Source organism: Brumicola blandensis (assembly GCF_031846165.1).
In the GTDB taxonomy this organism is placed as follows: Bacteria; Pseudomonadota; Gammaproteobacteria; order Enterobacterales; family Alteromonadaceae; genus Glaciecola; species Glaciecola blandensis.
The window spans coordinates 873,849-885,973 of record NZ_JAVRIE010000001.1 but is presented as its reverse complement, the minus strand read 5'-3'; the positions used below and the strand labels follow the sequence as shown (position 1 = coordinate 885,973).

11 protein-coding genes are annotated in these 12,125 nt (G+C 40.9%); 4 read left to right on the top strand and 7 right to left on the bottom strand.

What is annotated here, in order from left to right:
• The first annotated feature begins 62 nt into the window (after positions 1–62).
• The gene (locus tag RM544_RS03840; protein ID WP_311360438.1) at positions 63–908 is read left to right on the top strand and encodes a DUF6279 family lipoprotein; all 846 of its coding nucleotides are present in this window, start codon (positions 63–65) and stop codon (positions 906–908) included.
• Between the two features lie 3 nt (positions 909–911).
• On the opposite strand, the gene RM544_RS03835 is transcribed toward RM544_RS03840, so the two are convergent.
• Genes RM544_RS03835 through RM544_RS03825 form a run of 3 tightly spaced genes read right to left on the bottom strand, consistent with a single transcriptional unit; the run spans position 912 to position 6,113 of the window.
• Positions 912–2,117 (bottom strand): response regulator, encoded by a 1,206-nt coding sequence (locus tag RM544_RS03835; RefSeq protein ID WP_311360437.1) that lies wholly within the window; start codon positions 2,115–2,117, stop codon positions 912–914.
• 12 nt (positions 2,118–2,129) lie between these two features.
• Positions 2,130–4,454 (bottom strand): ATP-binding protein, encoded by a 2,325-nt coding sequence (locus tag RM544_RS03830; RefSeq protein WP_311360436.1) that lies wholly within the window; start codon positions 4,452–4,454, stop codon positions 2,130–2,132.
• 9 nt (positions 4,455–4,463) lie between these two features.
• Entirely contained in the window at positions 4,464–6,113 is a 1,650-nt protein-coding gene (locus tag RM544_RS03825) for a response regulator (protein ID WP_311360435.1), read from the bottom strand.
• 160 nt (positions 6,114–6,273) lie between these two features.
• On the opposite strand from RM544_RS03825, the gene RM544_RS03820 reads away from it, so the two are divergent.
• The 3 genes from RM544_RS03820 to RM544_RS03810 all read left to right on the top strand — a co-directional run bounded on the left by RM544_RS03820 (position 6,274) and on the right by RM544_RS03810 (position 8,213).
• Entirely contained in the window at positions 6,274–6,777 is a 504-nt protein-coding gene (locus RM544_RS03820; protein WP_311360434.1) for a hypothetical protein, read from the top strand.
• A 105-nt stretch (positions 6,778–6,882) separates the two neighbouring features.
• Positions 6,883–7,878, top strand: a complete 996-nt coding sequence (trhO, locus tag RM544_RS03815) for an oxygen-dependent tRNA uridine(34) hydroxylase TrhO (protein WP_311360433.1) — start codon at positions 6,883–6,885, stop codon at positions 7,876–7,878.
• Between the two features lie 86 nt (positions 7,879–7,964).
• On the top strand, positions 7,965–8,213 hold the full coding sequence (locus RM544_RS03810) for an EF-hand domain-containing protein (protein WP_311360432.1): 249 nt from the start codon (positions 7,965–7,967) through the stop codon (positions 8,211–8,213).
• 54 nt (positions 8,214–8,267) lie between these two features.
• On the opposite strand, the gene RM544_RS03805 is transcribed toward RM544_RS03810, so the two are convergent.
• The 4 genes from RM544_RS03805 to RM544_RS03790 all read right to left on the bottom strand — a co-directional run bounded on the left by RM544_RS03805 (position 8,268) and on the right by RM544_RS03790 (position 11,995).
• Positions 8,268–9,113, bottom strand: a complete 846-nt coding sequence (locus RM544_RS03805) for a CPBP family intramembrane glutamic endopeptidase (RefSeq protein WP_311360431.1) — start codon at positions 9,111–9,113, stop codon at positions 8,268–8,270.
• Positions 9,114–9,145: 32 nt separating this feature from the next.
• Positions 9,146–10,501: a DEAD/DEAH box helicase gene (locus RM544_RS03800; protein ID WP_311360430.1), complete on the bottom strand. Its 1,356-nt coding sequence runs from the start codon at positions 10,499–10,501 to the stop codon at positions 9,146–9,148.
• 130 nt (positions 10,502–10,631) lie between these two features.
• Positions 10,632–11,288, bottom strand: a complete 657-nt coding sequence (locus RM544_RS03795; protein ID WP_311360429.1) for a CoA transferase subunit B — start codon at positions 11,286–11,288, stop codon at positions 10,632–10,634.
• A gap of 2 nt (positions 11,289–11,290) precedes the next feature.
• The gene (locus tag RM544_RS03790) at positions 11,291–11,995 is read right to left on the bottom strand and encodes a CoA transferase subunit A (protein WP_311360428.1); all 705 of its coding nucleotides are present in this window, start codon (positions 11,993–11,995) and stop codon (positions 11,291–11,293) included.
• Positions 11,996–12,125 lie beyond the last annotated feature (130 nt).

Here is a 12,125-nt window from a genome sequence, read left to right as displayed (position 1 = left end):
TATTGTAATTGTTGTCGTATAACTTGTAGCATAACAAAACTTTCACAATGGAGAAGATGAGAGTGAAAAAATTCCTAATAATCGGTTTTGTCATTCTGATATCGGGCTGTTCGACCAAGTTTGCCTACAACAACCTAGATTGGTTAGCTTATTGGTATATAGATGATTATATTGAGTTAACGAGCGAGCAAGAAGAAGCCGTTGATATAAAACTTCAGCAATGGTTGAGTTGGCATAAAAGTGAAGAGTTGCCCAAGTATTTAGCTCATTTATCTGAGCTTTCTGAAGATATTCGTAGTCAAAGTATCAGTATGGCTAGGATGGACTATCATCAGGACAAAGCCGCCGAACACTGGCTCCGTTTAAAAACACGCATTGTACCCGACCTCGTCACATTAGCACCGCTTCTGAATGAACAACAAATCGAGGATATGTTTGCAGAAATAGACAAGCAAAATGAGGAAGAAGCAGAGGAGCGTGCTGAACGCCAAGAAAAAAGTGAAGCTAAGCGCAAAAAAGACGGCTTAAAGCGTAATAAAAAGAACCTTAAAAAATGGCTGGGTGCGTTAACTCCAGAACAGGATCGTCTAATCGAGAATATGTATGGTCAATATCATCGTAACGGGGCTTTGTGGCAAGCTTACCGGGAACGTTATCAAGCAGAGCTGAAGGGGCTTTTCCAAGAACAGGATCGAGGCGTAAATTTCCAGCAGCGTTTACAAGAGTTATTACTGTATCCTGAAGTTTTTCGTGGTGAAGAATTGAATAGAAGAAACCTAGAGAATGGAAATAAATACAAAGAATTTTTATTAGCAGTCGACACCCTTGTTACTGAAAAACAGCGTAAACACCTCATTGCTGAAATTGCAGATTTTAGTGATGACGTACAAGACTTACTCGGAGACTAGTGCTTAGTCTGTTGTCTTGCCAGAGAGCTTAAACCTGGCGAACAACTTATCGATGCTGGCGCTTTTTAAGGGTTTTACTAAATAGCCCGTGGCGCCAGTTTTTATCGCTTCATCTACCATCGATTTACTTTTATTCCCACTGAGCATTATGAACGGTGTCTTTTTGTTGGGCCCATCTCCGCCAATAGTGCTCTCAACAACATGAACACCTGAGCTATCAGGCAGGTTGATATCCATCAGAATCAAGCTGTATTGTTTTTCATTGATTTTTCGCAGTGCACTGTTCCCATTGCTAGCAGTATCTAAAGCAACCGACCGTTTCGCAAATAAGGTTTTGCTAAGCTGTAAGCTAAGCACATCATCTTCGACAAGTAATATGCCGGGTTCCGTCTCACTTAATTCGAGTATGCCAGTATGGTTGTTTTCAATACCTTCATTGTCTAACTGTATTGGTGGTTCAAAGCTTGAGTTTGCTAAACCAGTCTCGTTTTGCAGTAATTCGAAAGCATAATGCAGCAGTTCGGTTGTTTTTTGTTTGATACTTTGACTCACATCGACGGGGAGTAAGTAGGGCGGCGCGACCAAAGTTTGGAGCAAATCATCAAAATTTAACTGAGGTATGCGTTGTTGCTGAATTTGTTTAATAGCATCTTCTAAATACAGCTCGGTTGTCTGACTGATACTTTGTAGCTTACTGTTCTTTTTATGTTTTTCAGCTAAACCTTCAGTGATGAGTGCTATCAGTTCATCCGAATAATGAGTAGAGGCATCAAGAAATCCTGCCAAACTATAATTTGCTACCTTGGTTTGCTTTAGCTCGTGTAGTTGTTTTTGTAAGACCTGAACTGTCCGGTTTTTTTCATAAATTGGACGGCAAACAAGGTAATCATCTATAACGTGGTCTTGGTACGCCTGAAACGCTTCATGTTCATATTTACGAGGGATGGCAGTGACGACTTTGTGTTCGCAATGAGCGCTTTTCTTGATAACCGATAAACATTTATAATATGAAGCTAAACAAATGCCCAAGGTATTACCAATGAAAACAAACAGTTTTGATTTTGGTTCAAGCATTAATTTGCAAACTTGCTTTAGGTCTTGAGTGGTTTCTACCGCTTTAAAATAATCGTTTACGAGGTCAATCAAAGCCTGGTCTTGCTGACTATTACCTCCAACAATAATGACATTTGCAATAGTAGTAGATGGCATTAAATCGACACCTTATTCATAATTTAGTCTTAGCGCATCACGCAATGTGGTTATTTGTGTTTGTACCGCTGGCCATATAGTGTGCACAGAGTGCTCTTTTTGTGCACTTGCACCTTCGTTGCATGCATTTTCTAATTCTACACAGACTCGGCTCAAACCTTGTGCCCCAATAATTAAAGAGCTGCTCTTCAGAGAGTGGGCCAAGCCGCCGACCTTTTTCCAGTCAGCTTGGCTGATTGCGGCGCTCAAGGAATCGGTCGCTGTGGCAAAGTTGATTAAATACTGGGCCATAAAATCTTTCAATTCTTGTTCGGAAACGCTTCCCAAAATATCTTTAAGAACATCAATTTGGTAAATTATATCGTCACGGGATTGGGAAGCAGGCACCTTCGTTTCGTGAATATCTCGCAAAAGAAACTGGGCAGTTTCAAATAATGAAGAAAGACTTGAGAGTGTTAAGGGCTTCATTACAACTTCGTTAGCACCTGCAGCTAGGCAATCATCAAAACACGATTGTGTTTTATCCGCAGTCACAATGAACATTTGACAAGCGTGTCTGTGTTGAAGCTGTTCAATAGCACGTAAACGTCTGATCAATTGTGCACCATTTAGTTGAGGCATTTGAAAATCACTCAGCACTACATCGTAATTCTGTTCCTTAAACCGTGTGATTGCCTCATCTGGTGACAGCACGAAATCGGCGCTCACATTTAGCCTTTGTAGTTGACGCTCAAAAACAAACATATTGTCTTTATTATCTTCCACAACGAGTGCAGTCATATCATCGAAGAAAAAGGTGTCAGGGTCCTGAGCTACGCCATGCTGTTGCTTGTTGCTAGACGTATTGCTCGACGCTTTTGAAAACGCTTGAGTTTGCTCGCTGGACAAAAAATCTAGTAACTCGCCCAAACGCAGGGGCATTGACGATAAGGAATATATATCGCTCTTTGGTCTAGTATCAGAGCTAGCATTTCCTATTTGACTGACCCGTTTGCGTGAGTCATGTGATAATTGTTCTAACCAATCTTGATAATTTGCGCTGTTGCTTGGAGAAACACAGATGAATTCATTATCATTTAAAGGTTCAGGTAATTCTGCGCAAAAACGGGTTTGGAAACGAAAAAACGGACGATAGAGATTGAGGCATTTAAATAGGCTAGGGTCATTGCAGAGAATTAATTTGTCTTGAAGGTTTGGTAATGCGGGGCTTTCTGCAATGCTACTTTCTATACATGGAAAGCTAAATGTAAATTTGGTGCCTTTATTGAGCACACTGTCGACTTTAAGGCTTCCATTCATCAACCAAGAGATCTTTTGGCAAATGCTTAAGCCTAAACCAGTACCACCAAACTTTCTGTGAATGTCAGTGGATGCCTGCTCAAAGCCCGCAAATATATATTTTTGCTGTTCCTCGGAAATCCCTATACCGTTGTCTTGTACGCAGCATTCAATTCGTTTTTCATGCTGATGGTAGCGTATAAACAGTGACAGTTTTGGGTGCGATGCATTTGTAAACTTTAGACCATTACTAATCAGGTTATTCAAGACCTGTCTTAGCCTAATATCGTCAACCTCAATTTCTGTGGGAAGTCGAGGGTCAACAAATAGCGTGAGTTGCGTATGTTGTTTTAGCGCGCTAGCACTAAAGCTTTCAATAATATTTTCACAGAGGGTTCTTATATTGCAAGAAGTGGGGGAAAGGGTGACTTTATTCGCCTCAAACTTTGTAAAATCAAGAACGTTATTGATTAATCCTAGTAAATTATCAGCGTTCTTTTGAATACGCTGTATATACTCGTTATTGCCGATGTAGTCATCTAAAGAACATAAATCTAACATGCTGATGATTGCATTCAGCGGCGTTTTAACTTCATGGCTCATTGCTGCCATGAAGGCACTTTTAGCCTGACTCAATTTTTCAGCTTCGTCACAAGCAGTTTCGAACTGTTTGTGGAGGGCTGATATAGCACTTTCGTCAGAAAAAATACCCACTCTAGAACCGTCAGCTAAACCTTGATCAGTGTACTTCACATGGCGACCATCTTGTTTTTGAAAGTCAACACTGATGGCAGTTGAACTGCTTATTTTGTTACAGATGAAACGTTGGAGGGCCGGTCTACTTCTCGTTTCGGAGTCGTGAATTCTTTCAACAATATAACAAACAAGAAATTTGATGTTTTGATTCATCAGCTCATGCTTTTCGCGACCAGGAAAGAATGAGATAAATTTATCGTTGATAAATGAAACGAAGCCTTGAGGACTGATGATCACCACAGCATCGGTAATATGATCCATTGCATGGACAAATTGTTGTGCTGGAATGTCGTTTTTTTTCATTCGAGTTCACTATTTGGTCATGACTTTTTCAGCATCATCTTTCATATTGTCAAATTTGTGTTGATGAACATTTCTCAATGGCATGTTATTGATATATCGATAGTGCTCTCTGCACTCATGCTGCAGACTTGCGTCACCCATTGATTCACCTTCTAAGCGCTTAATAACGCTTTGCAATAAGTTTAGTGTCACTCCAATGTTAGCAGGAGATATCTCTTTCGCTTGTTTAAATGCATCATAGGCGGCAATGAATCGGCCATTACTGTAGTGCTCGATACCTTGCTTGTTGAATTTTATATAAATACTCTGCTGTTCTTTCACTTGTTTGAACGCATTGTCGATAGAAAATCGAATGTTGTCGTCTAAGTCATGACCTTGCTCGGCTAGCGCTTTACTGACCTTTGCTGCTTCTTCAAAGTCACCTAAGTCCAACATGATTTTTAAACTGTCGGCGGCAAGGCCAACAGGAAATTCGGAAAACTGTTGTTCAATCTTTATCTGAGACTCTTCTAAGGCCACTTTACTTTCAGTTTGTTTGCCTTCTAAATGTGACAATCGGGAGTTAATTAACTTCTCAAAGATATCGAAGTCGAAGCCTTCTTCCATTTTTACAGCATTTTCATCAAGTTTAATTTTTTTCAAAACCATAGCTGCATCGGTCATTAAGCGGTGAGAGGTTTTTTTATTGTCTGCGTGTTCAGCAGCATCTAGGATACTTCTAATGTAAGTACACATGTGATTGACACTGCGGTGCACCGAGCGTTGAGATAATTCAAAAATCGACTGTGAAGAGTGCATTGCTGTTTCAAAGTCATCATTGACTCGAGCAATCTTACACACCATATAATGGCGCTGAATAGATAGTGGAGATAAGGCAATCGCATCTTTGATATATTTTAACGCTTCGTCCGGCATATCATTTTCAAGATAGGCTTCTGATAGAATGTCATACGATTCGACGTCATTACGCGATGAATCAATGGCTTTCTTCGAGAGTTCTATGGCTGCTTGGTAATTTTTCTTGAGTAACTGTGTTTTTGCCATAGCACTTAACGCCCATTGCGTTGAGCGCTCGTCCAACACTTTCTGAAGGAGTTCTTCGGCTTTATCGTATTCTTCGGTTTTCCAGAATAGTTGCACTAAAATTTGGGTGCAGTGGGCAGTATATTTTGTACCAACCTCTAAAAAGTGTTGGCAGGTGTCAATGCTGAGTGCGTATTTTTCGTGTTCAATTTGGCTGTACAGCGCTGATAAAGCTAAGCGTTTGTTTTTTGCGCGCGTAATTCGGGCGTTCAGTTGTGCCTGTGAAAAAGGCTTAACAAGGTAGTCGTCTGGTTGTTTCTCAAGAGAGCCAAGCACCATCGAGCGAGCACTGTCTCCGCTGATCATCATAAATACAGCTGAAGGTTTTATTAGGTGGAGTTTTCTAATTTCTTCTAGGAACTCAAAGCCATTTTTTCTATTTGGTCCCAAGTGAAGATCACAGACGACGATGTCATAAGATACTTTTTTACATGATTTCAATGCAGATTCGGCTGATAACTCGGTATCAATTTTCTTTGCACCAAGACTGGTTAACAAACCTTTTAGCAAGTTCAGAAATGGACGTCTATCTTCTACCACTAAGCATCGTTTGTCAGCGTAATCCAGCTTGTCCATAAGAGAGTTAAGACCTTATCTGATGAGAAAGAAATAGTGATGTGGAAATAGCTTTGGAAACATCACGGATGTTAATTAATTATCGTTTCCTTACTTAATTACTTGAGTAAATCCTACCTACAGACGATAACAAATTATACCCGTTTGCACTATCGAACTGATGAATAAACTTGACCCTATAGAATTTAGCCAAGCACAACGCTTAAACCAAAGCACACGTGCGCTCAATACAGACAAAAGCTTATTTTATCTGTACTTGTCGATGGTTGATCTCGACTTGAGTCAACAAACTAGGTTTGTAGATAATGATTCAACGGATGAAATCATATTCGCTGATATAGAAACACATCATTATCGAAGAGCTAATATTAACCAACAAACATCCGATTTTGCTCATCAACCCGAGTATAGCGCACTGGTCAGTGCTCAAGATAACGCTGGTTTATTATTAATGAAATCCATGCATCCTCAAGGCTTAGCTGAATTCAGAACGCCTACTCATATCGACCCGACCATTATTGAAAATACGTCGTACCATACACAACGCCGATATTTAGATGTAGCGGCAGAAACACAAAATAGCGACACTGACTTAGATCAGCAAACTCCACTCGATTCAACACTCTTGTACGACCTCATCCCAAAAGCATCAGAACTTATATAAACGCCGCCGAGGTATCATTTCAAGCTTTAAAACTTAAGTGAATTTTGGTAAGGTGCGCGCGCAATTTTGCACTGGTTTTACGTTCCAATTAGCAAAAGGATAATTATGAACACTTACATCGTATGTGCGCTGTACAAATTTGTCAGCCTAGATAACTACGAAGCGATGAGAGAACCTCTCCGTCGTTTTATGGAAGAAAGAAGTATCAAAGGTACTTTATTGCTAGCCAGTGAAGGCATCAATGGTACTGTCTCAGCGTCTCGAGAGTCGATTGACGCACTGTTAGATTATCTCAACAGTGATGAACGCATTAATCCAATATCTCACAAAGAATCTTTGCATGAAGAGCAGCCGTTCTATCGCACAAAAGTAAAATTGAAAAAAGAGATTGTGACTATGGGGGTTGAAGGTATAGACCCTCTTAATACCGTGGGAACATATGTTAAACCGAGTGAGTGGAATGCCCTCATTTCAGACCCTGAAGTTACCTTAATTGATACTCGAAATGATTATGAAATTGATATCGGTACTTTCAAAAATGCTATCAATCCGAAGACTGACACCTTTAGAGAGTTTCCCGATTATGTGGCGAAAGAACTCGACCCAAGCAAGCACAAAAAGGTTGCTATGTTTTGTACAGGTGGAATCCGATGTGAAAAATCCACTGCTTATTTAAAAGAGCAGGGCTTCGAAGAGGTTTATCACCTGGAAGGCGGTATTCTTCAATATTTAGAAGATGTGCCAAAAGACGAAACCATGTGGGAAGGAGATTGTTTCGTGTTTGACAATCGTGTAGCGGTAAATCACGATTTACAAAAAAGCGATTATGACCAATGCTACGGTTGCCGACTTCCGATTACAGAAGAAGACAAGCAAAGCGAGTTATATGAAGCCGGTGTTACTTGCCCTCGCTGTCATGGCACGCATACCCCCGATCAAATAGAACGATTTCGTGAGCGTGAGAAACAAGTGAGACTAGCCAAGGAGCGTAACGAAGAACACGTTGGCACTGAAGCAAGGCTTGTTATCTCGAAAAAGCGTGAAGAAAAAGCGCAACAACAAAGAGAGCGCAGTTTGTTGAAAAATAAACAAAATTCCTAATATTAATGCGGGATAAAGGATATTTACCCTAGACACCTGCGGGTACAAAGGAGTAAACTTTATCTCAAAGACGTGAAGGATCAATTATGAGCCAAGATAAAAAATTAACAGACGCACAAATTGCGGAAATTAGAAAAGATTTCGATTTTTTCGATAGAGACTTAAATGGGCAAATTGATTTACACGAGTTTATTGAATTGCTAACCGTATTGTCGCCCAAAACGAAGGCTGGCAACGTTCAAGAAGGCTTTGCAATGATCGATGAAAACGGTGACGGCTTTATTGATTTTGAAGAGTTTCTTGACTGGTGGAAAGATGGTTGGTGGGAATACTAGGTCCCAGCATCAAATGAATAGAAGAGAAAAGCCCTAGTCAGGGCTTTTTTTGTATTAATACACAACCTTTACAGGTTTTTTCAGTGCTAAACGAGATTTGGTAAGGTAGTAGTAAACCGTCCAGACAAGCGTAATCACGCCAAAGACAAAGAGCGGCCACCAGTCATTCTGAAAATCTTCAATGCTCTGCACATAGTCATAACCATAATACGAGTAGAATCCCACATCTAAGGCCCACGCGACTAAATTATTTAACATATGGCAAAGTATTGGGACGAGTAAGGACTGAGTTTTTAAATATAGCAAACTCATCACTACGCCGTATAAAAAGGCGCCAATGATATCGGTATGTAAAATACCAAAAATCAGTGATGATACGATGATTGCTTTACGCACATTCCATTTTTGTGACCACCTCTGCAAAAGGACACCTCGAAACAAATACTCTTCGAAAACAGGCGCCATAATCACAATACTAAGAAATACGATGATGTTCAGTATGATTGAGTTTGGCTCACTCAATGCGTACGATACTGAGCTTGCATCTAGAACCAGCATATTAACAAGAGATGGAAAAACTTGCGCCAATGGCAAATATAATAAATAGAATGAAAAGAACGAAGCGGCCAACAGGTACAAGGTAACCTGAATGATGGTGCGCTTATCTCCTAGCTTGAGAGGTTTAATGAATCGACGCGGGTCTATTTTTCTAGCGCGCATCATTGTATACAGGATATGAAAACCAAGGACCTGAGTTAAAAGTGATGCAAGCGCTGTAAAAAACAAGTAATACTCATTCGTAGCATCAACCAGAAACAATATTACGACAAAAAATACGCTCGGTAATATCAAGCTAGTAAAGATTGCGGAAGTCGCGCTTATTGGAAAAGCAGTTTTCATTCGTTAACGTCCATGTTGTTAATGCTTATCAATTATTCAGAGTGTTTGGTAATATCCGTTTCTTCATTATCTACGATATCGTCCAATACGGGTTTTTGTTTTCTTTTCATGGGTGAGAAACCAGCATCAACAGCATCCATCGTCGTAATACGTTTTTTGTTGTTTTTACCAGCCACCTTTTTGGGGGCAGAGACTTTCTTTTTGACTACTTTTTCAGCCTTTGGCGTTGCTTTCTTCAAACCGCTAAATTTTGTTTCAATATCGTCATAACTAGAAAAATCGTACTGCTGAGTCATTTTGGTTTTAATTGCGCTGAAACTAAACCAATCTTTTTTACTCACGAAAGAAATCGCTAAACCCTTGTTGCCGGCGCGGCCCGTTCGTCCAATTCGGTGTACGTACTCGTCTGCGAATTTCGGAAGGTCATAATTAATCACAAGCGCGACATTTGATAAATCGAGTCCTCGAGATGCTAAATCAGTTGTGACTAAAATGGCGTGTTGGCCTCTCGAAAATGCATTAATGACACTGGAGCGTTGAGCTTGTGCCAGGTCACCGTGCAAGCTAATTGCTTGTAAGTGCTGCTCGTTCAATTGATCCGCTATTCTGCCTGTATCTTCTCGTGTTGCGGTAAATACAATGGCTTGCTCTCTTTTAACGAGGGAAAGTGAACGAAGGAGCAATTGGTCTTTGTGCGAGACACCGTCTGATAGATAGAAACGCTGCTCTATGTCTGCATGTGGAATTGCGGCATTATCAATGACTACCGTTTCTGGGCTATTCAACATCTTTTCAGTCATCGCGTGAACGGATGCACTGTCTATGGTTGCTGAAAACATCATGGTTTGTCTTTTGCGGTGATTGGCTGCAGCATGAATTTGCTGAAGTTGCTCTGAAAAGCCAAGTTCCAGCATGCGATCGGCTTCATCTAGTATTAGCAGCTCTATACCATGTAAAAAGAAGCTTCTACCATTAATATGATCTGCAATACGGCCCGCGGTACCGACAATAATATCTGGGTTTTTACGCAAGGTTTTTACTTGATCATTAAAGTTTTCACCACCTACCACGAGCGCTGTTGAAATGGATAAGTTGCTACAAAGCTTTTTCGCCTGCATAAAAACTTGCTTTGCTAATTCGCGTGTTGGCGCGAGTACAATGGCGCGAGGATCTTTACGGCTTAGCGCTTTTTCTGTAAGCAATCTATTGATTGCAGGGACGAGAAACGCAAAGGTTTTGCCTGAACCTGTTTTCGCACCCACCAAAATATCTTTGCCTCTTAGCGTATGTGGAATGCTCTTTTGCTGAACTTCAGTCATCTCCTCTATTTGTTGAACAGAGAGTGACTTTACGATTCGATTATTGATAGGGAGCTCAGAAAATAACAATGGATAACCTCTTAATATTGCCTAGGTGTTATTATCCGCTAAATGGCGCAGGTATAAAAGAAAAACCCCAAATAAACATAAATGGGGCTTTCGTATTAATCCGGAAAGTGAGTTTGGAGAACTCGAGTCACTAAATATTCATTTCAGCAACGTCGCCCTCAACCACTAATTTACCTGCTGTTTTTTCTTGGATCTCTTCTACACTAACGCCCGGCGCGCGCTCTCTCAGGTAGAATGCTTGATCTTTGACTTCCAATACTGCTAGGTCGGTAATGATGCGGGTAATGCAATTGACGCCAGTTAGGGGTAGAGTGCAAGCCTCTAGGAGCTTTGAGTTACCTTTCTTGTCTGCATGCATCATCGTTACGATGATATTCTTCGCGCCAGCAACCAAGTCCATTGCGCCGCCCATTCCTTTAATTAGCTTGCCTGGGATCATCCAAGAAGCGATACTTCCATTAACATCCACTTCGAACGCGCCGAGTACTGTAAAATCGACATGGCCGCCACGGATCATGGCAAAGCTTTCAGCAGACGAAAAGATCGACGCACCCGTGCTGGCAGTCACGGTTTCTTTTCCAGCGTTGATCATATCAGCATCCACTTCTTCCTCGCTCGGATAAGGACCCATGCCGAGCAAGCCATTCTCAGATTGAAGCATCACTTCAATATCAGCTGGCACGTAGTTTGCCGCTAGAGTGGGGATACCGATTCCCAAATTAACGTAGTCGCCATCTTTAAACTCTTGAGCGACACGCATCGCAATTTGTTCTCTTGATAATGCCATGCTTATGCTCCTTTCGACGTAACAAGACGCTCAATTCGTTTCTCAAAACTACCTTGGATAATGCGGTCTACATAAATCCCAGGCGTGTGAATTTGACTAGGTTCTAGTTCACCCGGCTCTACAATTTCTTCCACTTCAACAACAGTGATTTTGCCTGCTGTTGCAGCCATTGGGTTGAAGTTCATGGCAGTATGGCGATAGACACAATTACCGTAGCGGTCTGCTTTCCACGCTTTCACGATGGCAAAGTCACCGGTGATAGATTCTTCAAGGATATAGTCACGGCCATCAAACTCACGACTCTCCTTACCGTCACCAACAGGTGTCCCAAAACCTGTCGCAGTGTAGAATGCAGGAATCCCAGCACCACCAGCTCGCATTTTCTCTGCAAGGGTGCCTTGTGGGGTTAATTCAACTTCTAGTTCACCATTAAGTAACTGCTGTTCAAAAAGCGCGTTCTCACCCACATACGAAGACACCATTTTTTTAATTTGCTTGTCTTCTAACAATACCCCTAGACCAAAACCGTCTACTCCACAGTTATTAGAGACAACAGTCAGCCCTTTGGTGCCCATTGTTTTTATCTGTGCAATTAATCCTTCAGGAATACCGCATAAACCGAATCCGCCGGCAATGACGGTCATATCGTCTTTCAAACCCGCCATTGCCTCGGCGTATGTTGTTACCACTTTATCAAAACCTGCCATAGGTCCTCTTTTTATAGTTGAGTAAATTTTCTACTACAGTATTTAACACGGTTTATGTTTTGTAAAATTGATTTAATTGACCTATTGATAAAAATAATTTATTAATATGCTTGTGTTTATTTTGCTTATT